Annotated in this window: 24 protein-coding genes; 21 read left to right on the top strand and 3 right to left on the bottom strand. The window is 68.8% G+C overall.

Annotated elements, in window-relative coordinates:
* Window positions 1-42: 42 nt before the first annotated feature.
* On the bottom strand, window positions 43-981 hold the full coding sequence (locus ABD768_RS30000; protein ID WP_344846255.1) for a hypothetical protein: 939 nt from the start codon (window positions 979-981) through the stop codon (window positions 43-45).
* Window positions 982-1129: 148 nt separating this feature from the next.
* Here ABD768_RS30000 and efp point away from each other — a divergent pair, with 148 nt between their 5' ends.
* Together efp and nusB are read left to right on the top strand one after the other, a co-directional pair.
* Window positions 1130-1693: an elongation factor P gene (efp, locus tag ABD768_RS29995; protein WP_020390670.1), complete on the top strand. Its 564-nt coding sequence runs from the start codon at window positions 1130-1132 to the stop codon at window positions 1691-1693.
* 25 nt (window positions 1694-1718) lie between these two features.
* The gene (gene nusB, locus ABD768_RS29990) at window positions 1719-2129 is read left to right on the top strand and encodes a transcription antitermination factor NusB (RefSeq protein WP_343965837.1); all 411 of its coding nucleotides are present in this window, start codon (window positions 1719-1721) and stop codon (window positions 2127-2129) included.
* Between the two features lie 271 nt (window positions 2130-2400).
* Here nusB and bldD read toward each other — a convergent pair whose 3' ends face one another.
* Window positions 2401-2913 carry a transcriptional regulator BldD gene (gene bldD / locus ABD768_RS29985; protein ID WP_026163359.1) on the bottom strand — a complete coding sequence of 171 codons (513 nt, stop codon included), beginning with the start codon at window positions 2911-2913 and terminating at the stop codon, window positions 2401-2403.
* A gap of 217 nt (window positions 2914-3130) precedes the next feature.
* Between bldD and pyrR the strand changes: the two genes are divergently transcribed.
* The 18 genes from pyrR (at window position 3131) to ABD768_RS29895 (ending at window position 24550) form a co-directional block, all read left to right on the top strand.
* Entirely contained in the window at window positions 3131-3763 is a 633-nt protein-coding gene (pyrR, locus tag ABD768_RS29980; protein WP_343965834.1) for a bifunctional pyr operon transcriptional regulator/uracil phosphoribosyltransferase PyrR, read from the top strand.
* Window positions 3760-4701 carry an aspartate carbamoyltransferase catalytic subunit gene (locus tag ABD768_RS29975; RefSeq protein ID WP_343965831.1) on the top strand — a complete coding sequence of 314 codons (942 nt, stop codon included), beginning with the start codon at window positions 3760-3762 and terminating at the stop codon, window positions 4699-4701. Before pyrR ends, ABD768_RS29975 begins: the two co-directional genes overlap by 4 nt.
* Entirely contained in the window at window positions 4698-5990 is a 1293-nt protein-coding gene (locus ABD768_RS29970; protein WP_343965828.1) for a dihydroorotase, read from the top strand. The genes ABD768_RS29975 and ABD768_RS29970 overlap by 4 nt, the downstream gene beginning before the upstream one ends.
* Complete coding sequence (locus ABD768_RS29965) at window positions 5987-6475, top strand: PH-like domain-containing protein (protein ID WP_344846251.1); 489 nt, start codon at window positions 5987-5989, stop codon at window positions 6473-6475. Before ABD768_RS29970 ends, ABD768_RS29965 begins: the two co-directional genes overlap by 4 nt.
* Window positions 6472-7626 (top strand): glutamine-hydrolyzing carbamoyl-phosphate synthase small subunit, encoded by a 1155-nt coding sequence (carA, locus tag ABD768_RS29960; RefSeq protein ID WP_344846249.1) that lies wholly within the window; start codon window positions 6472-6474, stop codon window positions 7624-7626. Before ABD768_RS29965 ends, carA begins: the two co-directional genes overlap by 4 nt.
* Window positions 7626-11024: a carbamoyl-phosphate synthase large subunit gene (gene carB, locus ABD768_RS29955; protein ID WP_344846248.1), complete on the top strand. Its 3399-nt coding sequence runs from the start codon at window positions 7626-7628 to the stop codon at window positions 11022-11024. The genes carA and carB overlap by 1 nt, the downstream gene beginning before the upstream one ends.
* On the top strand, window positions 11024-12085 hold the full coding sequence (locus ABD768_RS29950) for a quinone-dependent dihydroorotate dehydrogenase (protein ID WP_344846246.1): 1062 nt from the start codon (window positions 11024-11026) through the stop codon (window positions 12083-12085). Before carB ends, ABD768_RS29950 begins: the two co-directional genes overlap by 1 nt.
* 17 nt (window positions 12086-12102) lie before the next feature.
* Window positions 12103-12939: an orotidine-5'-phosphate decarboxylase gene (pyrF, locus tag ABD768_RS29945; RefSeq protein WP_344846244.1), complete on the top strand. Its 837-nt coding sequence runs from the start codon at window positions 12103-12105 to the stop codon at window positions 12937-12939.
* Between the two features lie 47 nt (window positions 12940-12986).
* Window positions 12987-13340, top strand: a complete 354-nt coding sequence (locus ABD768_RS29940) for a hypothetical protein (RefSeq protein WP_343965816.1) — start codon at window positions 12987-12989, stop codon at window positions 13338-13340.
* Complete coding sequence (locus ABD768_RS29935; protein ID WP_343965814.1) at window positions 13337-13729, top strand: hypothetical protein; 393 nt, start codon at window positions 13337-13339, stop codon at window positions 13727-13729. The genes ABD768_RS29940 and ABD768_RS29935 overlap by 4 nt, the downstream gene beginning before the upstream one ends.
* Before the next feature lie 174 nt (window positions 13730-13903).
* The gene (locus ABD768_RS29930) at window positions 13904-16918 is read left to right on the top strand and encodes a polysaccharide deacetylase family protein (RefSeq protein WP_344846242.1); all 3015 of its coding nucleotides are present in this window, start codon (window positions 13904-13906) and stop codon (window positions 16916-16918) included.
* Between the two features lie 145 nt (window positions 16919-17063).
* The gene (mihF, locus tag ABD768_RS29925) at window positions 17064-17378 is read left to right on the top strand and encodes an integration host factor, actinobacterial type (protein ID WP_026163363.1); all 315 of its coding nucleotides are present in this window, start codon (window positions 17064-17066) and stop codon (window positions 17376-17378) included.
* 5 nt (window positions 17379-17383) lie between these two features.
* Window positions 17384-18103 carry a guanylate kinase gene (gene gmk / locus ABD768_RS29920; protein WP_425552054.1) on the top strand — a complete coding sequence of 240 codons (720 nt, stop codon included), beginning with the start codon at window positions 17384-17386 and terminating at the stop codon, window positions 18101-18103.
* A gap of 4 nt (window positions 18104-18107) precedes the next feature.
* A complete protein-coding gene (gene rpoZ, locus ABD768_RS29915; RefSeq protein WP_328325165.1) occupies window positions 18108-18416 on the top strand; it encodes a DNA-directed RNA polymerase subunit omega in 309 nt (102 codons plus the stop codon).
* Between the two features lie 25 nt (window positions 18417-18441).
* Entirely contained in the window at window positions 18442-19686 is a 1245-nt protein-coding gene (coaBC, locus tag ABD768_RS29910) for a bifunctional phosphopantothenoylcysteine decarboxylase/phosphopantothenate--cysteine ligase CoaBC (RefSeq protein WP_344846239.1), read from the top strand.
* Window positions 19687-19733: 47 nt separating this feature from the next.
* Window positions 19734-20876, top strand: a complete 1143-nt coding sequence (locus tag ABD768_RS29905) for a winged helix DNA-binding domain-containing protein (protein ID WP_344846237.1) — start codon at window positions 19734-19736, stop codon at window positions 20874-20876.
* 241 nt (window positions 20877-21117) lie between these two features.
* Window positions 21118-22311: a methionine adenosyltransferase gene (gene metK / locus ABD768_RS29900; protein WP_344846235.1), complete on the top strand. Its 1194-nt coding sequence runs from the start codon at window positions 21118-21120 to the stop codon at window positions 22309-22311.
* A gap of 199 nt (window positions 22312-22510) precedes the next feature.
* Window positions 22511-24550, top strand: a complete 2040-nt coding sequence (locus tag ABD768_RS29895) for a primosomal protein N' (protein WP_344846233.1) — start codon at window positions 22511-22513, stop codon at window positions 24548-24550.
* A 130-nt stretch (window positions 24551-24680) separates the two neighbouring features.
* Here ABD768_RS29895 and ABD768_RS29890 read toward each other — a convergent pair whose 3' ends face one another.
* Window positions 24681-25673 carry an ArsR/SmtB family transcription factor gene (locus tag ABD768_RS29890; RefSeq protein ID WP_344846231.1) on the bottom strand — a complete coding sequence of 331 codons (993 nt, stop codon included), beginning with the start codon at window positions 25671-25673 and terminating at the stop codon, window positions 24681-24683.
* A 94-nt stretch (window positions 25674-25767) separates the two neighbouring features.
* On the opposite strand from ABD768_RS29890, the gene ABD768_RS29885 reads away from it, so the two are divergent.
* Window positions 25768-26979: an MDR family MFS transporter gene (locus ABD768_RS29885; RefSeq protein WP_344846229.1), complete on the top strand. Its 1212-nt coding sequence runs from the start codon at window positions 25768-25770 to the stop codon at window positions 26977-26979.
* Window positions 26980-26996: the final 17 nt, after the last annotated feature.

Genomic DNA, 26996 nt, shown 5'->3' with positions numbered 1-26996 from the left:
GAAGTGGGGGCACGTGTCGCCCACTTCTTCGGACGTAAGGAATCAGTTGGGTGGGGTGGTGGGGCGGCCGGCGTTGCGGACGGTTTGCCAGAGCTCGTCCATGTCGGAGCGGTCGTCGGGTTCGGGCTTCTCGACCCAGCCGCTGGCCCAGACGTTCTCGTCCCGGTCCAGATCGAAGACCGACTCGGCGAACGCCGCCGAACCGACGTACCGGGTCTCTTCCTCGTCCCGCACCGGCCGATCGCTGTCCGAACCATCCGACGCGGCCGCGGCAGCCGGCTTGCCGGCCGGGGCGATCAGGCTGCGCGCGTACTTCTGTGCCTCGATGATGCCCAGATCCTGCTCGTCGCAGAGCAGCCGGATCGCCGGCACCTCGTTCCCCGACTTCATCAGCTCCCGCACCCGCCGCTCCAGCGGACTGCCCGGCGTCGGCACGGTCGCCTGCTGATGGGGCTGCTGGTAATAGGTCCGCGTCTCGCCCGGAGTGTGCAGCTGCCCGACGATCCGAGGGTCCTGGAAACCACCCGGCTGCGTGGTGAGCACGATCTGGCCGGGAGCCATCTGCTGCAGATACTCCTGCGGATTCAGCTGCTGCGCAGGCGCCGGCCACTGACCCGGCGCGGGCTGGTACTGACCGGGCGGAGCGTACTGAGCCGGCGGCGCGTACTGGGCCGGGGGAGCGCCTGGCGGGCGGCCGGCTTGCTGACCGGCTTGGAGCAACGACTGGAGCATGCCGGCGAGCTGGGCGCTGGTCTGGGCGCGGCCCGGTGGCTGGGCGGCCGGTAGCGGCTGACCCGACGCGGGCTGGGTGTACTGCCCTTGGACCACCGGTGGCTGGTTCGCCGCCTGCTGGGCCTGGATCTTCTCCATCAGCGCCTGGACGCGGGCGCTGGGCTGGCCGGACTTCTGCTGCTTCTTGGCCGCATTGCGCCCGAATCCGAAGATGATCATCAGGACCACGAAGATGATGAAGCCCGTCATCGGATGCCTCCAGGGCGCGGTCTGGGAACTGCGTGAAGGCCAGCGTAGAGCCCTCGGAGACCACGGGTCGGAACAACCCGGTGGTGACCGCTACAATCTTGCGTACCGCTGATCACTTCACATTGACATTTCAAAGGGGATTTCCCGCGTGGCATCGACGAACGACCTCAAGAACGGCATGGTGCTCAACCTGGATGGGCAGCTGTGGTCTGTCGTCTGGTTCCAGCACCACAAGCCCGGTAAGGGCGGCGCGGTGATGCGCACCAAGCTGAAGAACGTGCTGAGCGGCAAGGTCGTCGACAAGACCTTCAACGCCGACGTCAAGGTCGAGGTGGCCAACGTCGACAAGCGCGACATGACGTATCTGTACAACGACGGCGGCTCCTACGTCTTCATGGACAGCTCCACCTACGAGCAGGTCCACATCACCCCCGAGGTCGTCGGCGAGGCCTCGCACTTCCTGCTGGAGAACCAGGAGGCCATCGTCGCGGTGCACGAGGACCTCCCGCTGTACGTCGAGCTGCCGGCCTCGGTCGAGCTGACGGTGGAGTACACCGAGCCCGGCCTGCAGGGTGACCGCTCGACCGGTGGCACCAAGCCGGCCAAGCTGGAGACCGGCTACACGATCAACGTCCCGCTGTTCCTGACCACCGGTGAAAAGGTCAAGGTGGACACCCGGACCGGGGACTACCTCGGCCGCGTCACCTCCTGACACCCGAGAGTCTGGACAACAGAACATGTCTGCCCGTAGCAAGGCCCGCAAGCGCGCCCTCGACGTGCTCTACGAGTCGGAGGTCCGGGGGCTGCCCGTCGGCGGCACCCTGGCCGACCGGGTGGCTGACAACGACCCGCCGGTGAACGAGTTCACCGTGGCGCTGGTCGAAGGCGTCTCGGAGCACATCGAGGCGATCGACGAGCTGCTCAGCGCGCACTCGGTCGGCTGGACGCTGGACCGGATGCCGGCCGTCGACCGCAACATCCTGCGGATCGGCGCGTACGAACTGCTCTTCGACGAGCAGGTGCCGGACGTGGTGGCGGTCAGCGAGGCCGTCTCGATGGCCCGTGACCTGTCGACCGACGAGTCGCCGGCCTTCGTCAACGGGCTGCTGGCCCGGCTGTTGCAGCTCAAGCCCACGCTGGGCGTCTAGAAACACCTCTGCAGGGCCGTAGAAAGCACAACGGGCCCGGTACCGCCACGGTGCGGTGCCGGGCCTTCTCAGCGTCCCCGTTCGTCGGCTCGGGGGGAACGGCCCCGGCCTGGTGTAGCTACTCGTACTGAAAAAGCCTGTACTCCGGTACTACGTACTGCTGGTACTCGGTCGTGCAGTGGCCCGTCTCCGTGTGGAGAGGCGGGCAGGCGGCCGCGGGCAAGCTGCTACGAGCCCCGACCGTCTTGTCTCGCCGTCTACCGGACGCCGCTCAGGCGCCGGCTGCCTCGGACTCCTCGACGTCACCCTTCGCCTCCGGGTTCAGCACACCCCAGGAGATGAAACGCTCGGTCAGAGTCGTCGGCGACTCGTCGTAGATCACGGCGAGGGTGCGCATGTCGTCCTGACGGATCGACAGCACCTTGCCGTTGTAGTCCCCGCGCTGGGCCTGGATCGTGGCCGCGTACCGCGTGAGCGGACCGGCCTCGCTCGCGTCGAGGTGCTGCAGAGCCTCCAGATCCAGAATCAGCCGAGGCGGTGCAGCAGCCGCTGCGGCCGCGCTGGCGGATCCAGGAAGCAGCTCACGGATCGGCACGCCGTAGAAATCGGCGAGCTCCGCGAGCTTCTGGACGGTGACGGCCCGATCGCCACGCTCGTAAGAGCCGACGACGACCGCCTTCCAGCGACCCTTGGACTTCTCTTCCACGCCGTGCAGCGACAGACCTTGCTGCTGGCGGATGGCGCGCAACTTGCCGCCCAGTGTCTTCGCGTATTCGCTAGGCACGCTGGTTCTTCCCTCCGACTTTTGGTCGATTCTCGGGGCCCGGCTGTGAGGTCCACAGCTGGGCCATTTGATCAAACCCCCCACGGTTACACAGAGTAACAATATTCTGGTCGCGAGGCCAGCGTCAAGACGGCGTGTCACTTCCGATACCATGTCAAGTGGTCCGAACGTCCTTTAAAGACCCGTCCAGAGAGGCGGGAAAGGAGGAACGGTAGCGATGAGCCCTGCCTCGGTACCGCAGTCCGAGTCCGAAAGTGCACAAGTTTCTGCACCTCAGGACAAGGCTGTACCCCGCACAGTGCTGGATGCTTCCGATATTTCCCGGGCATTGACCCGGATCGCGCACGAGATCCTCGAGCGCAACAGGGGTGCCGACCCCGTCGTGCTGCTCGGCATTCCGACCCGCGGCGTGGGTCTGGCGACCCGCATCTCGGAGCGGATCGCGGCCGTCGAAGGGCGGAGCGTGCCGACGGGATCACTCGACGTGACGATGTACCGCGACGACATCGGCCTCAAACCGGCCCGCGCGCTCGAGCACACCGACATCCCGCCCGGCGGGATCGACGGCAAGGTCGTCGTACTGATCGACGACGTGCTGTTCTCCGGCCGCACCATCCGGGCCGCGCTGGACGCGATCGGCGACATCGGCCGGCCGAAGGCGGTCCAGCTGGCCGTCCTGGTCGACCGCGGCCATCGCGAGCTGCCGATCCGCGCTGACTACGTCGGCAAGAACCTGCCCACCTCGCTGGTCGAGCGGGTCACCGTCCACCTGACCGAGTACGACGGCACCGACGCCGTACTCATCGCCGACAAGACGCAGGCCGACAAGACGGGAGCGGTGGCGAAGTGAGGCATCTGCTGAGTGCTGGTGATCTGTCCAGCGATGAGGCCAACCTGATCCTCGACACCGCCGAGGAGATGCGGTCGCTGGCCGACCGGCCGATCAAGAAGCTGCCCGCCCTGCGCGGCCGCACGGTGGTGAACCTCTTCTTCGAGGACTCCACCCGGACCCGGATCTCGTTCGAGGCGGCCGCCAAGCGGCTGTCGGCCGATGTGATCAACTTCTCCGCCAAGGGCTCCAGCGTCAGCAAGGGCGAGAGCCTGAAGGACACCGCGCTGACCCTGCAGGCGATGGGCGCCGACGGCGTCGTCTGCCGGCACGGCTCGTCGGGCGCCCCGCACCTGCTGGCCACCTCGGGCTGGCTGAACGGCTCGGTGGTCAACGCCGGCGACGGCACCCACGAGCACCCGACCCAGGCCCTGCTGGACGCCTTCACGATGCGCCGCCACCTCGGCTCGCTCGACGGCCGCCGGATCACCATCGTCGGCGACGTCCTGCACAGCCGGGTCGCCCGGTCGAACGTGCTGCTGCTCTCGACGCTCGGCGCCGAGGTCACCGTGGTCGCGCCGCCGACGCTGCTCCCGGTCGACATGAGCACCTGGCCGTGCGCCACGTCGTACGACCTGGACGGCGCACTCGGCAAGAGCGACGCCGTGATGATGCTGCGCGTCCAGCGCGAGCGGATGGGCGACGCGTTCTTCCCCAGCGCCCGCGAGTACACCCGCCGGTACGGCCTGGACGTGCACCGGATGGCCCAGCTGCCCGACGAGGCGATCGTGCTGCACCCCGGCCCGATGAACCGCGGGATGGAGATCAGCGCCGAGGTCGCCGACTCGACCCGCTCGGTGATCGTCGAACAGGTCACGAACGGCGTGGCCGTCCGGATGGCCGTCCTTTATCTGCTGTTGTCAGGAAGCAACGAATCGTCAGAGGAGCAGACCGCATGACCGCGTACCTGATCACCGGAGCCAGCATCGTCGGCGGTGAGGTGGCGGATCTGCTGATCGACAACGGGGAGATCGTTGCTGTCGGCACCGGCCTCGAAGCGCCGGCCGAGGCCGAGACGATCGACGCCACCGGCCTGATCGCGCTCCCCGGTCTGGTCGACCTGCACACCCACCTGCGCGAGCCCGGCCGTGAGGACGCGGAGACGGTGCTCACCGGCACCCGGTCCGCGGCGCTCGGCGGCTTCACCGCCGTGTTCGCGATGGCCAACACCGATCCGGTCGCCGACACCGCCGGCGTCGTCGAGCAGGTCTGGCGCCTCGGCCGCGAAGCCGGGTACGCCGATGTCTACCCGATCGGCGCCGTCACGGTCGGCCGCCAGGGCACCCAACTGGCCGAGCTGGGCGCGATGGCCGACTCGGCCGCCCGCGTCCGGGTCTTCTCCGACGACGGCGACTGCGTCTGGGACGCGGCCCTGATGCGCCGCGCCCTCGAGTACGTGAAGGCTTTCGGCGGCACGATCGCCCAGCACGCGCAGGAGCCACGGCTGACCAAGGGCGCCCAGATGAACGAGGGCGCGCTGTCCGGCGTACTGGGTCTGACCGGCTGGCCGAGCGTGGCCGAGGAGTCGATCATCGCCCGCGACATCCTGCTCAACGCGCACGTCGGCTCGAAGCTGCACATCTGCCACCTGTCCACCAAGGGCTCGGTCGAGATCGTCCGGGCGGCCAAGCGGCGCGGCCTCGAGGTCACCGCCGAGGTGACGCCGCACCACCTGCTGCTCACCGAGGACCTGGCGGCGTCGTACAACCCGGTCTACAAGGTCAACCCGCCGCTGCGGACCAAGGCCGACGTCGAGGCGGTCCGCGAGGGCCTGGCCGACGGCACGATCGACATCGTCGCCACCGACCACGCGCCGCACCCGGTCGAGGACAAGGACTGCGAGTGGAGCGCGGCGGCGTTCGGTATGACCGGACTGGAGACCGCGCTGAGCGTCGTCCAGCACACGATGATCGACAGCAAGCTGCTCACCTGGGCCGACCTGGCCGACCGGATGAGCTACCGGCCGGCCGCGATCGGCCAGATCACCGAGCACGGGCAGCCGCTCGAGGTCGGCGCCCCCGCCAACCTCGTGCTGGTCGACCCGGCCGCGGAGCGGACCGTAGTACCGACCGAGACCGCGTCGCTGTCGCGGAACACGCCCTTCGCCGGGATGAAGCTGCCCGGCAAGGTGACTGCGACCTTCCTCAGAGGCGAGCCCACAGTGCTGGGCGGGAAGCTCACCAAGTGAAGACCGTTCTAGGCATCATCGGCACGCTGGCGATCATCGGCGTGGGCTGGTTCGGCATGTACCGCGGCTGGCGCAACCGCCGGCGGCGGCAGGCCGGCCTGGCCCCGCTGCCGGTCGTGCCGGACAGCAAGGTGAAGGGTGTCGAGGGCGTGTACGTCGCCACGACGACCGCCGGCGACTGGATGGACCGGATCGCCGTGCACGAACTCGGAGTCCGCAGTACCGCGGACCTGGCCGTCAGTGAGGCCGGCCTGATCTTCCACCGGCAGGGCGCGTCCGACGTGTTCATCCCGGTCGACCACCTGACCGGCGTCCGGACCGACCGCGGCATCGCGGGCAAGGTCACCGCCGAGGCCTCCGGGCTGGTCGTGGTCACCTGGACGCACGACGGCCACGAGCTCGACACCGGCTTCCGCCCCCGGCGCAAGGCCGACACCGCCCCGCTGACCGAATCCATCTCGACCCTGATCGGAGCCGAGTCATGAGCCAGGCTGCCACCCAGCCCACGCTGCACCAGGCGCAGCCCGCGCTGCTGGTCCTCGAGGACGGCCGCGCGTTCGCCGGCACGTCGTACGGGGCCACCGGCGAGACCTTCGGCGAGGCGGTGTTCACCACCGGGATGACCGGCTACCAGGAGACGCTGACCGACCCGTCGTACCACCGCCAGATCGTCACCCAGACCGCGCCGCACATCGGCAACACCGGCATCAACGACGAGGACGACGAGTCGCAGCGGATCTGGGTCGCCGGGTACGTCGTCCGCGACCCCGCCCGCGTCCCGTCCAACTGGCGCGCCACCCGCTCGCTCGACGACCAGCTCAAGGGCCAGGGCATCGTCGGCATCTCCGGCATCGACACCCGCGCCCTGACCCGCCACCTGCGCGAGCGCGGCGCGATGCGAGCCGGTATCTCCACCGAGATCCTGGACGCCGAGGTACTGCTGCAGAAGGTGCTCGAGCAGCCGCCGATGGCCGGTGCCGACCTGGCCGGTCAGGTGACCACCACCGAGGCGTACGTCGTACCGGCCGAAGGAACCCGCAGGTTCACCGTCGTCGCGCTCGACCTCGGGATCAAGTCGATGACGCCGAAGCGGATGGCCGAGCGCGGCATCGAGGTGCACGTGCTGCCGGCCGACGCGTCGCTCGAGGAGGTGCTGGCGGTCAACCCGGACGGCATCTTCATGAGCAACGGACCGGGCGACCCGGCGACCACCGAGCACCCGACCGAGCTGCTCAAGGAGCTGCTGCAGCGGGGCAAGCCGTACTTCGGGATTTGCTTCGGCAACCAGGTCTTCGGCCGGGCGCTCGGGCTGGGCACCTTCAAGCTCAAGTACGGGCACCGCGGCATCAACCAGCCGGTACTCGACCGGGCCACCGGCAAGGTCGAGATCACCGCGCAGAACCACGGCTTCGCGGTCGACGCGCCGCTCGACTCCACGGTCGAGACGCCGTACGGCACGGCCGAGGTCAGCCACGTCTCGCTCAACGACAACGTCGTCGAAGGGCTCAAGCTGACGGGCAAGGACGGGAAGCCACTGGCCTTCTCGGTCCAGTACCACCCGGAGGCGGCAGCAGGGCCGCATGACTCGGCCTACTTGTTCGATCGTTTTGTTGAGCTGATGGAGGGTCGTCGCTGATGCCACGCCGTACAGATATCGACTCGGTGCTGGTGATCGGCTCCGGCCCGATCGTGATCGGCCAGGCCTGCGAGTTCGACTACTCCGGGACCCAGGCCTGCCGGGTGCTGAAGGAGGAGGGCTTCCGGGTCATCCTGGTCAACTCCAACCCGGCCACGATCATGACGGATCCGGAGTTCGCCGACGCGACCTACGTCGAGCCGATCACGCCGGAGTTCGTCGAGAAGGTGATCGAGAAGGAGCGCCCGAACGTCCTGCTCGCCACCCTGGGCGGCCAGACCGCGCTGAACGCGGCCATCTCGCTGCACGAGAACGGGGTGCTGGACAAGTACGGCGTCGAGCTGATCGGCGCCTCCGTGGACGCGATCCAGCGCGGTGAGAACCGCGAGTCGTTCAAGCAGATCGTGGAGAAGCTGGGCGCCTCGACGGCGACCTCGCGGATCTGCCACTCGATCGACGACGTGCTCGGTGCCGCCGACGAGCTCGGCTACCCGCTGGTGGTCCGGCCGTCGTTCACGATGGGCGGCGTCGGTTCCGGGATGGCCTACGACGAGGCCGACCTGCGCCGGATCGCCGGCGCCGGCCTTTCCGCCAGCCCGACCACCGAGGTGCTGATCGAGGAGTCGATCGTCGGCTGGAAGGAGTACGAGCTGGAGGTGATGCGCGACAAGGCGGACAACGTCGTGATCATCTGCTCGATCGAGAACGTCGACCCGATGGGCGTGCACACCGGCGACTCGGTCACCGTCGCGCCGGCGATGACGCTGACCGATCGCGAGTACCAGACCATGCGGACCCTTGCCATCGGCATCATCCGCGAGGTCGGCGTCGACACCGGCGGCTGCAACATCCAGTTCGCGGTGAACCCGGCCGACGGCCGGCTGATCGTGATCGAGATGAACCCGCGGGTGTCCCGCTCGTCCGCGCTGGCCTCGAAGGCGACCGGCTTCCCGATCGCCAAGATCGCCGCCAAGGTCGCGATCGGCTACACCCTGGACGAGATCCCGAACGACATCACCAAGCAGACCCCGGCCAGCTTCGAGCCGACCCTGGACTACGTGGTCGTCAAGGTGCCGCGGTTCGCGTTCGAGAAGTTCCCGGCCGCGGACGCGACGCTGACCACGCACATGAAGAGCGTCGGCGAGGCGATGGCGATCGGGCGCAACTACACCGAGGCGCTGCAGAAGGCGCTGCGGTCGCTGGAGAAGCCCGAGGCCCGGTTCTCCTGGGCCGAGCCGCCGGCGTCCGAGCTGGAGCCGTTGCTGGAAGCAATCAAGACGCCGCACGACGGCCGGCTGCGCACGATCATGGACGCGATCCGGGCCGGCGCGACGCCGGAGCAGATCTTTGACGCGACCAAGATCGACCCGTGGTTCGTGGACCAGATGTACCTGATCCACGAGACCGCCGGCCAGGTCGCGGCTGCTCCGCGGCTGACGCCCGACATCATCAAGCTCGCCAAGCGGCACGGGTTCTCCGACCTGCAGCTGGCCGAGATCCGCGATCTGACCGAGGACGTCGTCCGCGGCGTCCGGCAGGCGCTCGGGATCCGGCCGGTCTACAAGACGGTCGACACCTGCGCGGCCGAGTTCGCGGCCGCCACGCCGTACCACTACTCGTCGTACGACGAGGAGAGCGAGGTCGCGCCGCGCGAGACGCCGGCCGTCCTCATCCTCGGCTCGGGGCCGAACCGGATCGGCCAGGGGATCGAGTTCGACTACTCCTGCGTGCACGCGTCGATGGCGCTGCGCGACGCCGGCTACTGCACGGTGATGGTCAACTGCAACCCCGAGACCGTCTCCACCGACTACGACACCTCCGACCGGCTGTACTTCGAGCCGCTCACCTGCGAGGACGTCCTGGAGATCGTGTACGCCGAGATGCAGGCCGGCCCGGTCGCCGGGGTCATCGTCCAGCTGGGTGGCCAGACGCCACTCGGCCTGGCCCAGCGGCTGAGCGACGCCGGCGTACCGATCGTCGGCACCTCGCCCGAGGCGATCCATCTGGCCGAGGAGCGCGGCGCGTTCGGCAAGGTGCTGTCCGACGCGAACCTGCCGGCGCCCAAGCACGGCACCGCGATGTCGTTCGGGGAAGCCCAGGAGATCGCCACCGAGATCGGCTTCCCGGTCCTGGTCCGGCCGTCGTACGTGCTCGGCGGCCGCGGCATGGAGATCGTGTACTCCGAGGCCGAGCTGACCGCCGCGCTCGAGCGGCTCAGTGGGGGAGCGCTGTCGGCCAACTGGGAGCACCCGGTACTGATCGACCGCTTCCTCGACGACGCGGTCGAGATCGACGTCGACGGGCTGTTCGACGGCGACGAGCTGTTCCTGGGCGGCGTGATGGAACACATCGAGGAGGCCGGGGTGCACTCGGGCGACTCGTCCTGCGCGCTGCCGCCGATCACGCTGGGCAGTGCGGACATCCAGAAGATCCGCGAGTCGACCGAGGCGATCGCCCGCGGCATCGGCGTACGGGGTCTGCTGAACATCCAGTTCGCGCTGGCCGGCGACGTGCTCTACGTGCTGGAGGCGAACCCGCGCGCGTCGCGGACGGTTCCGTTCGTGTCGAAGGCGACCGCGACGCCGCTGGCGAAGGCGGCCGCCCGGGTGATGCTCGGGGCAACAATCGCCGATCTGCGCGCCGAGGGCATGCTTCCGGCTGTGGGTGACGGTGGGACGCTGCCGGCGTCGACGCCGATCGCGGTGAAGGAAGCCGTGATGCCGTTCAACCGGTTCCGGACCATCGACGGCGCGTCCGTCGACACGGTGCTCGGGCCGGAGATGCGGTCGACCGGTGAGGTGATGGGGATCGACACCACCTTCGGTACTGCGTTCGCCAAGTCGCAGGCGGGTGCGTCGCAGCCGCTGCCGACGGCCGGCAAGGTGTTCGTGTCGGTCGCGAACCGGGACAAGCGGCACATGATCTTCCCGGTCAAGCGGCTGGCCGACCTCGGCTTCCAGATCTACGCCACCGAGGGCACCGCCGACGTACTGCGCCGCAACGGCGTCCAGGCCGTGACGGTCCGCAAGAGCAGCCAGGGTCCCGGCCCGAACGGTGAGCCGACGATCGTCCAGATGGTTCAGGACGGCGAGCTCAACCTGATCGTCAACACCCCGATCGGCATCACCAAGGACGGCTCCCCGCGCCTCGACGGCTACGAGATCCGCAGCGCCGCCGTCGCCCGCAACATCCCTTGCATCACCACGATCCAAGGGCTCGGGGCAGCGGTACAGGGCATCGAGGCACAGCAGGCAGGAGACATCGGCGTCCGCTCGCTGCAGGACTGGGCAAGCCGCATCCGCGGCGACCAGGAGGCGCCGGCTGGCGCCTCGCCAACGGGCCCGACGGGCTACGCCTCCGCGTCTTCCCTCGCCTCACCGCCGCAGGCGGCGAGTTGATGTACCGGCGGCTCGTCCGGCCTCTCCTCTACCGCTTGGGTAGGGGTGATGCCGAGGTTGCTCATGAGCAGACGCTTCACGGGATGCGGCGGTTGAGCCGCATCCCGGGGGCGGTGCCCGCACTCAACCGTTCGTACGGTGCTTTGCCGGCCGGCCTCGAGCGGACCGTCTTCGGCGTGCGCTTCCCCAGCCCAGTCGGGCTGGCGGCGGGGATGGACAAGAACGGGGTGGCGTTGCCTGCATGGCGCGCGCTCGGGTTCGGGTTCGTCGAGGTCGGGACGGTGACCGCGCAGCCGCAGCCGGGGAACGAGAAGCCCCGGCTGTTCCGGCTGGTCGAGAGCGAAGCGATCATCAACCGGATGGGCTTCAACAACGAGGGCTCCGAGCCACTCGCCCGCAGGCTGGCGGCGTACGGGGATCTCGGCTACCCACTCGGCATCAGCATCGGCAAGTCCAAGGTGACCCCACTGGAGGACGCGGTCGGCGACTACGTCACCTCACTCCAGCGCCTCTACCGGTACGGCGACTACTTCGCCGTCAACGTGAGCTCACCCAACACCCCCGGACTGCGCTCTCTCCAGGACTCCGGCCACCTCCGCGAACTGCTCACCGCCCTGCACACCGAGGCAAAGGCCCTGAGCACCGGCGGCCGCGACCCGAAGCCGATCCTGGTCAAGATCGCGCCCGACCTGACCGAGCAGGCGATCGACGAACTGCTGGGCGTCTGCACCGACGTCGGCGTCGCCGGCATCATCGCCACCAACACGACGATCGGCCGCGCCGGCCTCGCCCCCGCCGACGAGTGGCAGGCCGGGCAGACCGGCGGTCTCTCCGGCCGGCCCCTCACCGAGATCTCCGCCAAAACAGTCGCCCACATCAACGCCGAGACCGGGGGAGCCCTCCCCATCATCGGAGTAGGCGGCATCCTCGACCCCGACGATGCCGTCCGCCTCTTCGACGCGGGTGCCAGCCTGGTCCAGATCTACACCGGCCTGATCTACCGCGGCCCAGGCCTGGTACGCCGTACCAACCGCCGCCTTGCCCACAAGGGAACCGAATGAGAGAGCGAGAACGCCCCATGAGCAGCCAGCCCTTCGGAACCAGGTTGCGCGCGGCCATGAACGAACGCGGCCCGCTCTGCGTCGGCATCGACCCGCACTCGCACCTGCTCGACCAGTGGGGCCTGCCCGACACCGCCGAAGGCCTGGCCTCGTTCACCTACGGTGTCGTCGACGCGCTGGCCGACCGGGTCGCCGTCTTCAAGCCGCAGTCAGCGTTCTTCGAGCGGTTCGGCTCGGCCGGGATCTACGTGCTGGAGCAGGCGACCATCAAGCTCCGCGAGGCCGGCGCGCTGGTGATCATCGACGCCAAGCGCGGCGACATCGGCTCGACGATGGCCGGCTACGCAGCGGCGTACCTGGCAGAGAAGGGCCCGCTCGCCTGCGACGCGCTCACCGTCAGCCCGTACCTCGGCTTCGGCTCGCTGCAGCCGGCGATCGACGAGGCGCGCGAGGCCGGCGCTGGGCTGTTCGTGCTGGCGCTGACGTCCAACCCCGAGGGCCCGCAGTTCCAGTCAGCGCGCACGGTCGACGGACCGACCGTGGCCGGTGCCGTGCTCGACGGTCTGCGCGAGCTCAACGCCGACGCCGACGACCTGGGCTCGTTCGGCGCCGTCGTCGGCGCGACGATCAAGTCGACGGGGGAGGACCTCGACATCCGCGGCCCGCTGCTCGCCCCGGGGCTCGGCGCGCAGGGCGGGACGGCCGCGGGGCTGAAAGATGTCTTCGGTTCGGCGGTGCGCAACGTCGTACCGTCCAGCTCTCGTGAGATCCTCGGTGCCGGCCCGGACGCCGCTTCGCTGCGCGATGCCGCCGATCGCGCGAACGACGCGTTCCGGGCCGTGCTGGGTTACTGACACGTTGAACGAGAGTTGGGTCTGGAATGCGTAAGGGTGCTGCCCTGGTGGCGGTAGTGGTGTTGAGCGGCGCAACCTTGACGGCCTGTGCGGGTGGCGCCAACTACTGCAGCGAGCTGCAGAACTACGGCGAGGCGGTCAAGAACTTCAAGGATCTGAGCGATCCCGAGACCGTCGACAAGCTGAGCACCGAGGCGAAGAAGCTGTCGAAGTCGTCGCCGGCCGAGCTGAAGGACAGCTGGAAGGTGATGAGCCAGTACCTGGCCGACGTGAAGGACGCCGGCGGCGACAAGGCCAGGCTGGATCAGCTGGCCAAGGACAGCGGCCCGGAGCTGGTGACCGCCGGCGAGGCGATCGCGAAACAGGGCAAGGACACCTGCAACGTCACCATCTCGAGTTGAGGACGAACCAGCTGATGCGACGTATCGCCGTCACGACCGCAACGATCGCGATCGCGGCCACCGGGCTGACCGCCTGCACGGACGCGCAGGCCTACTGTGTCGACCTGGCGGGTTATGCAGCGTCGGCGACAAATGTCGATCCGGCCAAGCCGGCCGACTACGTGAAGATCCTCGACGACGCGAAGAAGCTCCGCGACAGCGCGCCGGACGAGGTCAAGGACGACTGGAAAGTGATCGTCGGCTTCGCCGAAAAAGCCCAGAAGGCCGGGAAGAACGAGGTCGAGCTGGCCCGGCTGGCCAAGCAGCTCGGGCCCGTGACGTCCGCCTACAAGGCGATCGCGACCCAGGCCAAGGACTCCTGCAAGGTCGACGTGCCCAAGCTCAACTGAGCCTGAGCAGTCCGTCGAGGAGCCGGGCCGCACACGGCCCGGAGTCGGCCGAAAGCGCACGGTCGGCTCGTATCCGAAACTGTCTTCCGGTGCTAGCCTCATCCTCGGGGGGACGACCGCGCTTCGAGCGGCGTCCTTAGGGTTGGATTCGCATCAGATGCCAGGGGGGCCTCGGTGTCAGTGTCAGGCTTGGTCAAGTCACGCGCCGTTCGGATCAGCGCCGCGCTCGCGGTAGTGGTTTCGGGCGGACTGTTCACGTTCACCACGCAGGCTCAGGCCGCGGGTGAAACTGTTGTGTCCCTGACGTTCAACGACGGGCTCATGTCGCAGTACCAGCACGCGCGGCCGGTACTGCTCGCCCACAACGTGCAAGGGACCTTCTATCTGTCCAGCAGAGTGGTGGAGGCGAACGCCCCGGGCTACATGGCCACCTGGCACGCCGACGCGCTCTACCGCGACGGCGACGAGATCGGTGGCGTGACGACGGACCACGTCGACCTCACCGATCCGGGCACCACACAGCAGTACAAGATCGACCAGGTCTGTGGCGACAAGCAACGACTCACCACCCTGGGGTACGACCCGCAGAGCTTCAGCTACCCGTTCGCCGCGGTGAACGCGAACGCGGAGAGCATCGTCCAGGGTTGTGGCTACCTGTCCGGCCGGACCGTCGGCGGCCTGGACGCGAACTCCGGCCCGTACGCCGAGCAGCTCCCGCCGGCTGATGCCTTCCGGCTCAGCACCGCCAACTTCGGCGGCGGTCAGCTCCAGCTCGCCGACCTGCAGAACGCGGTGAATGTTGCCGCTAGCAACGGTGGCGGCTGGCTGCCGATCGCGTTCAACAACGTCTGCGACTCGACCGCCTCGGACTACTCCAGCTGCATGGGCGGCTACCAGTCGCTCGACAAGGACGTGCTGTCGGCGTTCATCGACTGGCTGCAGAGCACCGACGCGCCGGCCGGTACGACGATCAAGCGGGTCCGCGACGTGATGGGTGCCGCCGCTCAGCCGCCGTTGCCGCCGCGGCCGACGGTGGTCTCGCTCACCTTCGACGACGGCGATCTCAGCCAGTACGGGACGCGGACGATGTTCGCGACCCACAACATGCACGGCACCTTCTACATCAACAGCGGTGCGGTGGACGCTGCAGAACCCGGCGCGATGACGTGGACCCAGATCCACGCGCTCCAGGCCGACGGACACGACATCGGCGGACACACGCTCGACCACGTCGACATGACCGCCGCGGACACCAGCTTCGACTACCGCTGGCACCAGGCCTGTGACGACCGGGCCCGGCTGCAGGCGCTGGGCTTCTCGCCGGCCAGCTTCGCCTACCCGTTCGCGGCCTTCAACGCGCAGGCCGTCAGCATCATCAAGGGCTGTGGCTACCAGTCCGGCCGCAGTGGCGGCAGCCTCCTGGTGGGTGGCCCGCTCTACAGCGAGTCGATCCCACCGTCCGAGCCCTTCAGCTTCAAGGCGCTCGGTACGACGTACGACGGTCCGATCACGCTGCAGTGGCTGCAGGACGCCGTCAACGGTCCGGCCGACCGGGCCGGCGGCTGGGTGCCGATGCTGTTCCACGACATCTGCTACGCGGGCAGCGCGAACTTCGACGCCTGCATGGCCGGCTACCGCCCGGTCTCCGACACGACGCTCAGCCAGTTCATGGACTGGTTGACCGCCAACGCGAGCCGCGGCATCTCGGTCAAGACCGTCGCCGACGTGATGGGTGGCGGGCAGACGATCCCGAACCCGATCGTCACCGCACCGACGGCCGGCCAGACGGTCAGTCCTGCCCCGACAGTGAGCGGCAGTGCGCAGGCGACCGGCGGCAACGTCACCGTCTCGGTCTACTCCGGCCCCTACAGCACCGGTACGCCCGTACTGACGGTCAACGTCGGCAACAACAGTGGTGCCTGGACAACGACGCTCCCCGGACCGCTTGCGAATGGCACCTACACCGTCCAGGCACAGCAGACCGGCAACGGCCTGACCGGCTTCAGCGCGCCGCGGACCTTCGTGGTCTCCGACACGGTCGACACGACGCCGCCGGCGATCGTGATCACCGCGCCGGTGAACAACTCGAGCGTCAATGTCACCACGCCCCGGATCAGCGGTACCGGCGGCACGGCGACGGGTGACGCGGCAACGACGACGCTGCGCATCTACAACGGCGCCACGGCGACCGGTACTCCGCGCCAGACGGTGAGTGCACCGATCACGGCCGGGGCGTGGGGAGTGACCCCTGCATCGCTTCCGCAGGGCATCTTCACGGCGCAGGCCACCCAGACCGACGCGGCCGGCAACGTCGGTACCAGCACGTCGACGTTCACGGTGGACACGACCAAGCCGGTGGTGCGGATCACCAGCCCGCTGAACAACGCCGCGATCACCGCCACGTCGTTCACGGCGTCCGGTACGACCGGGACACTCACCGGTGACAGCGCGACCGTCACTCTGAAGGTCTACGCGGGCAGCAACACGACCGGGGCGCTGGTCAAGACCCTGACCAGCACCGCGAGCGCAGGCGCCTGGTCAGCGGCCGTCACGGACCTGCCTGCCGGGCCGTACACGCTGAGCGCGTCCAGCACCGATGCGGCAGGCAACGTCGGCGTCAGCACCAACGTCGTCGTCCAGCTCCGCAGCGCCATGACGGTCACGTCGATCACCCCGAACGCCTTCGCCCAGGGGCTGACCGCACGGGCCGTCGCCATCAACGGCACCGGCTTCACCGCGGCGTCGGTACCGTCCTTCACCGGTGCCGGGGTGACGATGACGTCCTACGCGTTCGTCAGCGCGACCCGGATCAACGCCGTGATCGACACCGACGCGGCGGCGGCCGTTGGCAGGAGCAACGTCGTGGTCAGCCGGCCCGACACGTTCGCCGCGACCTGCACCAACTGCGTGACCGTGAACCTGGCCCCGAAGGTGACCGGCGCCTCGCCGAGCACGGTGTCCAGGGGACTGCTCAAGTCCTTCGCGATCAACGGCAGCGGGTTCACCTCGACCAGTCAGGTGACCTTCTCCGGCGGTTCGGGGATCAACGTGCTGCTGATCAGCCGCTCGGCGAACCAGATCAACATCACGACGTCCTCGATCACCGGCTCGGCGGGTGTCCGCAACATCACGGTGACGAACTCCGACGGCGGTACCTCGACCTGTGTGGGCTGCCTGACGATCACGTAGCGCGACAGCTCCACCCCGGTTCGGCGACGACGGTGTTCGGACTCAGGTCCGGATGCCGTCGTCGCGGCTTGGTGTGTTGTTTGCTGTCGGAGGGAGTGTTTGGCTAGGTTCACCTGCGAAGACACACAACGGGACAGGTGAGACGGTGCCACTTCCATCTTTGACCCCGGAGCAGCGCGCGGCTGCTCTGGACAAGGCTGCGGCCGCACGGCGCGAGCGTGCGGAGATCAAGAACCGGATCAGGCACTCGGGGGCGTCTCCTACGGAGGTGCTGCACGAGGGGCAGACCAACGACGTGATCGGCAAGATGCGGGTCAGCGCGCTGTTGCAGTGCGTGCCCGGCGTCGGCAAGGTGCGGGCCCAGCAGATCATGGAGCGGGCCGGCATCTCCGAGACCCGCCGGGTCCGCGGTCTGGGCACGAACCAGATCGCCGCGCTGATGCGCGAGTTCGCCGAGTGACGCCGATGATGCAGACTGAGCTGACCTCGACCGAGCTGACGTCGAGCGAGCTGGAGTCGAGTGAGCTGGAGACAGACGTGGCCACGGGGAACGGTTCCACCGACGGAGCCCGGGACGGCGCTCAGAGCGGCGTACAGGGCGCCCAGGACGTCGGCGGCGCCCGGCTGACCGTGCTGGCCGGCCCGACAGCTGTCGGCAAGGGCACGGTGGCAGCCGACATCCGGGAGCGCTTCCCGGAGATCTGGATCTCGGTCTCGGCGACCACCCGCAAGGCCCGGCCGGGCGAGGTGCACGGCGTGCACTACCTGTTCGTCTCCGACGAGGAGTTCGACCGGATGATCGCCGACGACGAGCTGCTCGAGTGGGCCGTGGTGCACAAGGCGGCCCGCTACGGGACGCCCCGGCAGCCGGTCCTGGACAAACTGGCCGAGGGCCGCCCGGCGCTGCTGGAGATCGATCTGCAGGGTGCCCGGCAGGTTCGCGAGACGATGCCGGAGGCGCATTTCGTCTTCCTGGCCCCGCCGAGCTGGGACGAACTGGTCCGCCGGCTGGTCGGCCGGGGGACCGAGACGGCGCAGGAGCGGGAGCGCCGCCTGGAGACCGCGACCCTCGAACTGGCCTCCGAGAAGGAGTTCGACGTGACGATCGTGAACGCGTCGGTTCGGGAAGCGGCCGATCAGTTGGTAAAGTTGATTCGATCACCCAACATCTCTGGAAAGAGCTGACATTTTGTCTGGCAACCAGCCCGTCGCCATCGGCATCACCTCCCCGCCGATCGACGACCTGCTCACCCACACCGACTCGAAGTACAAGCTGGTGCTGTACTCGGCCAAGCGGGCACGGCAGATCAACGCCTACTACTCCCAGCTCGGCGAAGGCCTGCTGGAGTACGTCGGACCGCTGGTCGAGACCCACGTCCAGGAGAAGCCGCTGTCGATCGCCATGCGCGAGATCAACGACGGCGTGCTGACCTGCACGGACATCGACCCCGAGGCCGAGGCGGAAGCCGCCGCTGCCGCCGCGGAGAAGTCCGAGTAATCACCCCTTTGAAATCGACACCGCGATGACGACCACAGGGCAGCGGCCGTCGGTGGTACTCGGCGTCGGTGGCGGGATCGCGGCGTACAAGGTCTGCGATCTGCTCCGCCGGCTGACCGAGTCCGGGCACAGTGTCCGGGTGGTGCCGACCGCGGCCGCCCTGGAGTTCGTCGGCGCCGCCACCTGGGCGGCGCTGTCGGGTCAGCCGGTGACGGCCGACCCGTTCGATGACGTTCACGAGGTCCCGCACGTCCGGATCGGCAAGGGCGCGGACCTCGTCGTCGTCGCGCCCGCGACCGCGAATCTGATCGCCAAGGCCGCCCATGGGCTGGCCGACGATCTGCTCACCAACACGCTCCTGACGGCCCGCTGCCCGATCCTGTTCGCGGCCGCGATGCACACCGAGATGTGGGAGCACCCGGCCACCCAGGCCAACGTCGCCACCCTGCGCTCGCGCGGTATCACCGTGCTGGACCCGGCCGTCGGCCGGCTGACCGGCGCCGATACCGGCCGTGGCCGGCTGCCCGAGCCGTCCGAGATCTTCGCCATCAGCCAGTTGATGCTGGCCGACGAGGCCGCGCGCGCTGCCGGCCAGTCGGTCGCCGATCTGACCGGCAAGCAGGTCCTGATCAGCGCCGGCGGCACCCGCGAGCACCTCGATCCAGTCCGGTACCTGGGCAACTCCTCGTCCGGCAAGCAGGGCTACGCGCTCGCCCGGATCGCGGCCGCCCGCGGTGCCAAGGTCACCCTGGTCGCCGCCAACTCCGAGCTGGCCGACCCGGCCGGCGTCGAGGTCATCCAGGTCACCAGCACCCGGGACCTGTACGACGAGATCACCGGCCGCGCCGGCGACGCCGACGCGATCGTGATGGCCGCCGCGCCGGCCGACTTCCGCCCGGCCGACGTCGCCGAGCACAAGATCAAGAAGACCGGTGACGGCTCGGTCCCGGCCGTCAGCCTGATCGAGAACCCGGACATCCTGGCCACCATCTCGCACGACCGCCGGCGCACCGACCAGGTGATCGTCGGATTCGCCGCCGAGACCGGGGACGCCGAGCACAGCGTGCTGGAGCTCGGCCGCGCCAAGCTGGAGCGCAAGGGCTGCGACCTGCTCGTCGTCAACGACGTCTCCGGCGGCAAGGTCTTCGGCAGCGACCTGAACGAGGCGGTCATCCTCGACCGCGACGGCGCCGCCCTGCCGGTCCCGTCGGGCAGCAAGGACGCCTTGGCCGGGGTCATCTGGAACCTCGTCGCCACTCACTGGCACTGACCTACTTAGGACAGAAGCTGACCGCTTCTCGTCCTAGCCTTCATGGCATGGAGCTGAGTTGGCAGGCGGTTGTTGCACGGCGTCTCGCTAGGCACTATCTGAGCGTGCCCGCGAAGGGTGGCCCGGCGGACGTAGTACGGGCGATGGCTGGGGCTCATGCGCAGGTGTTGGCGGCGGCTGAGATCTCTGTGGCGCTGCGGTTGGATGGTGGGACGCGCGAGGACGTTCAGCGGGCGCTGTGGGATGACCGGAGCCTGGTGAAGACGTTCGGACCGCGGGGGACCGTTCATCTGCTGCCGAGCGATGAGCTGGCCAGTTGGGTGAGTGCCCTCGCCGCTCTGCAGCCGCCGAAGTCGACGGCGCCGCTGGCGATGCGGATGACGCCGGAGCAGACCGCTGAGGTGATTGCGGCGATCGGGGACGCGCTGGCCGTTGACGAGTTGACTGTGGACGAGCTCAGCGATGAGGTCATCCGGCGGACCGGTCCATGGGCGGGGGATCTGGTGATGCCCGCGTTCCAGACGTTCTGGCCGCGGTGGCGGCAGGTGATCCCTGAGGCGGCCAACGCTGGGGTGCTTTGCTACGGGCCTAATCGCGGGCGCAACACGACGTACACGAATCCGCATCGGTTCGCGCCGTTCCAGCCGGTGAGTGCCGACAAGGCGCTCGGCGAGTTGTTGCGGCGGTTCCTCTGGTCCTACGGTCCGGCGACACCGCAGCACTTCGCTCGGTGGCTCAGCATCTCGCCGGTTGCCGCCGGCAAGGTGTTCACCGAGCGGGCGGACGAGTTGGAGGAGGTCGTGCTCGACGGTCAGCCTGCTTGGCTCGTGCGTGGTGACACCGACTTCAATAGCCCTGCGGCCCGTGGCATCCGGCTACTTCCGTACTTCGACGCCTACGGCGTTGGTAGCCATCCGCGCGAACTGCTCTTCCCCGGCAAGGCCTGGGATCGCGCTCTCGCCCGAGGCCAGGCCGGCAACTATCCGCTGCTGCTCGTCGACGGCATCGTCGCGGGTGTCTGGCACCAGCGCCGCAATGGCCGCAAACTCCACCTCACGGTCGAGCCCCTCCGTCCGCTCGAGCCGGCCCAGCTCCGCCGGCTCGACGAGGAGGCCGGCCGCCTCGGCACCATCGTCGGCGCCCAGCCGATGCTGACGATCGGCGAAGTCACGGTGGGCGCGCACGCCTGAGCCGGAATGGCTGTCGAGTAAGGCTCACCTTAGTTGCTATGGTTAGAAATACATCGCCTGATTTACGCGGGGATGTCCACGATGTGAGCGTAAGGTCTCATTAATCGGGCGATTCGCGGCCGCTTCCGGGTCCGCGGAACGATCTGCTGGCATACTTCCAGGGAACACCGCGTGAGGTGGTGTGCGGGCGGGGGACGATCTCCCTTGCCGGGTGGCAGACGAGGAAATCCAGGGAGAATCCGTGGCACGGCGCCTTTTCACGTCCGAGTCGGTGACTGAAGGTCACCCGGACAAGATCGCTGACCAGATCAGTGACTCGATTCTCGACGCACTGCTGGCCGAGGACCCGAAGAGCCGCGTCGCGGTGGAGACGCTGGTGACCACCGGGCTGGTGGTGGTGGCCGGCGAGGTCACGACGTCGGCGTACGTGGACATCCCCGGCATCGTCCGGAACCGGATCCTCGAGATCGGCTACGACTCCTCCCTGAAGGGCTTCGACGGCGCGTCCTGTGGCGTCACGGTCGCCATCGGCAGCCAGTCGCCGGACATCGCGCAGGGTGTCGACACGGCGTACGAGACGCGCTCGGACCTGTCCGAGGACGCGCTCGACCTGCAGGGCGCCGGCGACCAGGGGCTGATGTTCGGCTACGCGTCGAACGAGACGCCCGAGCTGATGCCGCTCCCGATCACCATCGCGCACCGGCTGTCCGCGCGGCTGTCCGAGGTCCGCAAGGACGGCACGATGGCGTACCTGCGGCCGGACGGCAAGACCCAGGTGACGATCGAGTACGACGGTGACAAGGCCGTCCGGGTGCACACCGTGGTGGTGTCCAGCCAGCACGCGGCCGACATCAGCCTGGACTCGATGCTGTCGCCGGACGTGAAGAAGCATGTCGTCGACCCGGTGCTCGAGCAGTTCGACATCGACTCGACCGACTACCGGCTGCTGGTCAACCCGACCGGCCGGTTCGAGATCGGCGGCCCGATGGGCGACGCCGGGCTGACCGGCCGCAAGATCATCATCGACACCTACGGCGGGATGGCCCGCCACGGTGGCGGCGCGTTCTCGGGCAAGGACCCGTCGAAGGTCGACCGCTCGGCGGCGTACGCGATGCGCTGGGTGGCGAAGAACATCGTCGCCGCCGGCCTGGCCGCGCGGGCCGAGTGCCAGGTCGCCTACGCGATCGGCAAGGCGGCGCCGGTCGGCTTCTACGTCGACACCTTCGGCACCGAGACGGTCCCGGTGGACAAGATCAGCGACGCGGTGCTCAAGGTCTTCGATCTGCGCCCGGCCGCGATCATCCGTGACCTCGACCTGCTCCGCCCGATCTACGCGCAGACGGCCCGCAACGGCCACTTCGGGCGTACCGGCGAAGCCTTCACCTGGGAGCGCACCGACCGCGTCGAAGCCCTGAAGGCAGCGGTCAACAAGTAGTCACCTCGCACACCAAGTAGTCACCTTGCACACGAAGTAGTCACCTCGCGCACCAAGCGGTCACCTTGAACACCAAACGGCGACCTTGAACAAGTTATTACCTGTTCAAGGTCGCCGTTCGGTGTTCAAGGTCGGCAGTTGTGGCGGGTTGTGCACAGGGGTGACGCGGGATGTCGGCCAGGCGGACTAGGCTTCGGCGGTGGCATCGAACGGGGACTCACCTGAGCAGCTGACGCTGCTTCGCGAGACCGTTCGGCGTTCGCGGACCAAGGAACCGGCCGGGATCACCACGTCGTTGCCGGTCGCCCGGATCGCGGTCGACATGCCGTTGCCGCATCTGGACCGGCCGTTCGACTACCTGGTTCCCGACGACCTCGCCGACGCTGCTCAGCCGGGTGCGCGGGTGAAGGTGCGGTTCGCGGGCAAGGACCTGGACGGGTTCGTGCTGGAGCGGCTCGAGTCGTCCGAGCACGAGGGCAAGCTGGCCCGGATCCGGAAGGTCGTCTCGCCGGAGCAGGTGCTCACCCCCGAGGTCGCCGATCTGTGTCGCGCAGTTGCCGACCGGTACGCCGGGGTGCTGGCGGACGTGACCCGCCTCGCGGTGCCGCCTCGCCATGCGAAGGTCGAGGCCGAGGTGCTGAAGTGCACCCAACCCGTCCGCCCGGTGACGTCCGGCTCGCGCTCGGAGTGGGCGCCGTACCCGCTGGCTTCGGGCTTCCTCGACGCGTTGACCCGGTCCGAAGGGCCGCGCGCGATCTGGACTGCTGTCGCCGGGGCTGATTGGGCGACCGCCTTTGCGCAGGCGGCGGCTGTCTGTGCCTCGTCAGGTCGTGGGGCGCTTCTGCTGGCGCCGGACGCCCGCGACCTCGAGCGACTGGAAGCCGCCTGTACTGCGGTGCTCGGCCCGGATGGGTTTGTCACGCTCTCTGCCGACCTCGGTCCGACCGCGCGGTACCGAGCGTTTCTTGCCGCGTTGCGCGGCGCGACCCGTGTAGTGATCGGCACGCGTGCTGCAGCCTTCGCGCCCGTTGCCGACCTGGGGCTCGTTGCGTTGTGGGACGACGGCGACGATTCGTACGCCGAACCGCGCGCGCCTTACCCGCATGCACGCGAGGTGTTGCTGCTGCGCGCGTACCGGCAGAAGTGTGCCGTGCTCCTTGGTGGGTTCGCGCGATCTGCCGAGGCTGCAGCGCTGATCGAGTCGGGCTGGGCTGTGGAGCTGATCGCCGACCGCAAGGTGGTCCGGGCCGCGGCGCCGTCCATCCACATTTCGGGCGAGTCCGACCACGACCTCAAGCGGGACCCGGCGGCCCGGGCAGCACGCCTTCCGCACCGGGCCTTCGAGATCGCGCGGGAAGGGTTGAAGACGGGGCCGGTGCTCGTCCAGGTCCCGCGAGCGGGATACCTGCCGAGCCTTGTCTGCCAGACGTGCCGGGCGCCGTCGCGCTGTTCCACTTGCGGCGGTTCGCTACGCCGTACCGGTGGATCGGGTCCGCCGAGCTGCAGCGTGTGCGGTCGTCCGGCGGCGGATCACCGCTGTCCCGAGTGCGGTGACACGCGGATGCGTGCCGCGATCGTCGGCGCCCGGCGTACTGCGGAGGAGCTGGGCCGGGCCTTCCCCGGAGTGCTCGTCCGGACGTCGGGTGGCGACAACATGCTCGACTCCGTCTCCGACGAGCCCGCCCTGATCGTCACCACCCCAGGCGCCGAGCCGGTCGCCGCGGGTGGCTACAGCGCGGCGTTGCTGCTCGACACGTGGCTGTTGCTGGCGCGACCAGATCTGCGTGCTCCTGAGGAGGCCGTACGGCGGTGGTTCAACGCGGCCGCATTGGTTCGGTCGGCGAGTGACGGCGGCATGGTGATCCTGGTGGGGGAGCCGTCGGCCGTGCCCCTGCAGGCGATCGTCCGCTGGAGCCCCGAGGGGTTCGCGCTGCGTGAGCTGGAGGAGCGCCGTACCGCGCGCCTGGCCCCAGCCGCCAAGCTGGCCGAGTTGACCGGACCGACGGATGCTGTCTCGGATCTCGTCGCCCGGGTGCAGCAGTTGGTGGACCCCCAAGCGGGCTTGGAGGTTCTCGGCCCGGTGGCGATCGACGACGAGACCTCGCGCGCTGTCGTCCGAACCCCACGAGCCTCCGGCCCACACCTGGCGCGGGCACTCAAGGAAGGCCAGGCAGCCCGAAGCACCAAGAAACTACTCGGCTCCGTCCGAGTCCAGGTCGACCCAGCAGCCTTCGGCTAGCAGCCACGGTCCGGCTCGGGCCAGCGGGTCCAGCCGGGTCAGCGGACGGACGGGTCAGCGGACAGCCGGGTCAGCGGACGGCCGGGGCTAGCCGGGTCAGCGGGCGCCCGGGCCAGCCGTACTAGCTGGGTCAGGCGGAGGCTAGGGCGGCGGGGCGGGAGGCGCTCAGCAGATGGTCGCCTAGGGAGGTGCGGTAGTAGAGGACTGCGCGGCCGTCGCGGCGGGAGTCGACTACGCCGGAGGCGCGGAGGATGCTCAGGTGGACGCTGAGGGTGGGGGCGGAGACGCCTAGCTGGTGGGCCAGGTGGGTGGTCGACATCGGTAGGTCGAGATGGCCGACGATGGCGGCTCTGGTTTTGCCGACCAGGTCGCCGAGGGGTGATTCGCTGGCGTCTTCCTGGTACTCCCATAGGCGGCCGAGGCCGCGGGGCGGGTAGGTGATGGTCGGCACGTGCGGCGCAGCGGTCACCGGGAGGGCGGCCGGCCAGGCGAAGACGCACGGTACGAGCAGCAGGCCCTGGCCGGGGAGTGGCTCGCCATCGCAGCAGTACGGGCGGTCGATCTCGATCCGGTCGCCGCGGAAGTTCACCGAGGGATGGAGATTGCGGAACACCCGCTCGACGCCACCGCTGGCCAGCTCCTCCAGCCGGAACGCGAGGTCGTCCTGCACCAGCGCCCGCATCCGCCGCCAGTCCGGCTCGATCGCGAGATGCCAGTACTCCTCGAGCGCCGACGTGATCCGGTCCAGCGCCTTGGCCGGCTTGGCGATCAGCTCCGGCAGCATCGGGTGCGGGGTGTCCTCGTGCAACTTCGTCAACTCGGCGACGACGAGCGGAAGGGGAGTGGCGGCGACCGCCGCGAGCCCTGACTCGAAGCTGGTCGACCGGCGCGGCGGGGCCGGCGTCATGAAGTCGGGGATGTAGCTGACCGGCGGAATGAGGGCCTTGAGCAACGACAGGTCGTACCCGGCCAGCACCGGCCGGACCTTGCGCAGCCACGGTCCGTGCACGCTGTTCGCCGTACTGTTGCTCAACGCCCGGATGCTCGTCACCGTCTCCCAGACCGGCGAGAACGCGAACCTGATCCGGCTCACGTCGTCGGTGCTGAGCCTGAGAGTGATCACTCCCGCACTCTAATCTCGGTGACCGCCGCGGTGAAAGGATTAGTCCTGGCCCTAATGTTCGACACTGCCGCCGGGCCCACCGAGAGTAGAGAACATGAACGACGCTCCGCGCCTGCCACGCGCTTTCTGGGCTCTGTGGGTCTGCCAGCTGGTCAACCGGCTCGGCAGTTTCGTGCAGCCCTTCCTGGTTCTGTACCTGACCCAGGACCGCCACCTCTCCGCCGGCACGGCGGGTGCGGTGGCGGCTGCGGTCGGTGCCGGATCCGTCGTCTCGCAGCTCGTCGGCGGCTGGCTCTCCGACCGATTCGGCCGCCGCCGCACGATGCTGATCGGCTTCTTCGGTACTGCGGCCGCGCTCATCCTGCTCGGCTCGGCGCGCTCGATGATGACGATCTGGGCGGCCGCCTTCGTGGTCGGCCTGATGGGAGACCTGTTCCGGCCGGCGGTTCAGGCGACCGTCGCCGACCTGTTGCAGCCAAGAGAGCGCGTCCGGGCGTACGGGCTGCTGTTCTGGGCGATCAACCTCGGCTTCTCGGTCTCGACGGTCAGCGCCGGCGTGCTCGCGAGCATCGGCTACAACTGGCTGTTCTGGATCAACGCCGGTACGTCGGTAGTCGCGGCGCTGGTGATCTGGCGGATGGTGCCGGAGACCCGGCCGGTCCTCGACGACGGCCCACGCCGTCCGTTGCTGCCGGTCGCGTTGCGGGACACCACCTTCCTGCTGATGATCCTGCTCCAGATCGGCTACGCGACGATCTACTTCCAGGGGTACTCGACGTTGCCGCTGGCGATGGCCGGGGACGGACTGCCGTCGTCGACGTACGGCCTGGTGATCGCGTTGAACGGTGTGGTGATCGTGCTGGTGCAGCCGTTCGTCAACCGTCGGCTGGCGGCGCTCGACCGGCCGAAGCTGCTGGCCGGCTCGATGCTGATCGTCGGGGCGGGCTTCGGGCTGGGCGCGATCGTGCACAGCTGGTGGGGGTACGGGCTGTCGGTGGTCGTGTGGACGATCGGGGAGATCGGGTTCGCGGCCGTGATCGGCGCGGTCTTCGCCGATCTCGCGCCGGTCGACCTGCGCGGCGGCTACATGGGGCTGGCCGGGAGCATGTCGTTCGGCCTGGGCAGTGTCATCGGTCCGTTGCTCGGTACGAACACCCTCGAACACGCAGGCCGGGTGACCGTCTGGGCCGGTTGCGCGGTGCTTGGCGGGATCCTGTTCGTCGGTCAGCTCGCGTTGGCGCCGGCTCTGCACGCGCGAGCAGCCGCGAACAACGCGGCCGAGGAAGGGCTCGTGCCCAGCGCCTAGCGCAGGCGGCGACCACG

The sequence above is a fragment of the Kribbella ginsengisoli genome (genome assembly GCF_039537185.1).
In the GTDB taxonomy this organism is placed as follows: domain Bacteria; phylum Actinomycetota; class Actinomycetes; order Propionibacteriales; family Kribbellaceae; genus Kribbella; species Kribbella koreensis.
This window is presented reverse-complemented; position numbering and strand designations above follow the sequence as displayed.

Bases quoted from the DNA above. Each gene is read 5' to 3' on its own strand.
- ABD768_RS30000 (WP_344846255.1), bottom strand. From the start codon at position 981: ATGACGGGCTTCATCATCTTCGTGGTCCTGATGATCATCTTCGGATTC.
- gmk (WP_425552054.1), top strand. From the start codon at position 17,384: ATGATGCAGACTGAGCTGACCTCGACCGAGCTGACGTCGAGCGAGCTG.
- pyrF (WP_344846244.1), top strand. From the start codon at position 12,103: ATGAGCAGCCAGCCCTTCGGAACCAGGTTGCGCGCGGCCATGAACGAA.
- carB (WP_344846248.1), top strand. From the start codon at position 7,626: ATGCCACGCCGTACAGATATCGACTCGGTGCTGGTGATCGGCTCCGGC.
- ABD768_RS29970 (WP_343965828.1), top strand. From the start codon at position 4,698: ATGACCGCGTACCTGATCACCGGAGCCAGCATCGTCGGCGGTGAGGTG.
- pyrR (WP_343965834.1), top strand. From the start codon at position 3,131: ATGAGCCCTGCCTCGGTACCGCAGTCCGAGTCCGAAAGTGCACAAGTT.
- ABD768_RS29885 (WP_344846229.1), top strand. From the start codon at position 25,768: ATGAACGACGCTCCGCGCCTGCCACGCGCTTTCTGGGCTCTGTGGGTC.
- ABD768_RS29905 (WP_344846237.1), top strand. From the start codon at position 19,734: ATGGAGCTGAGTTGGCAGGCGGTTGTTGCACGGCGTCTCGCTAGGCAC.
- coaBC (WP_344846239.1), top strand. From the start codon at position 18,442: ATGACGACCACAGGGCAGCGGCCGTCGGTGGTACTCGGCGTCGGTGGC.
- ABD768_RS29950 (WP_344846246.1), top strand. From the start codon at position 11,024: ATGTACCGGCGGCTCGTCCGGCCTCTCCTCTACCGCTTGGGTAGGGGT.
- carA (WP_344846249.1), top strand. From the start codon at position 6,472: ATGAGCCAGGCTGCCACCCAGCCCACGCTGCACCAGGCGCAGCCCGCG.
- nusB (WP_343965837.1), top strand. From the start codon at position 1,719: ATGTCTGCCCGTAGCAAGGCCCGCAAGCGCGCCCTCGACGTGCTCTAC.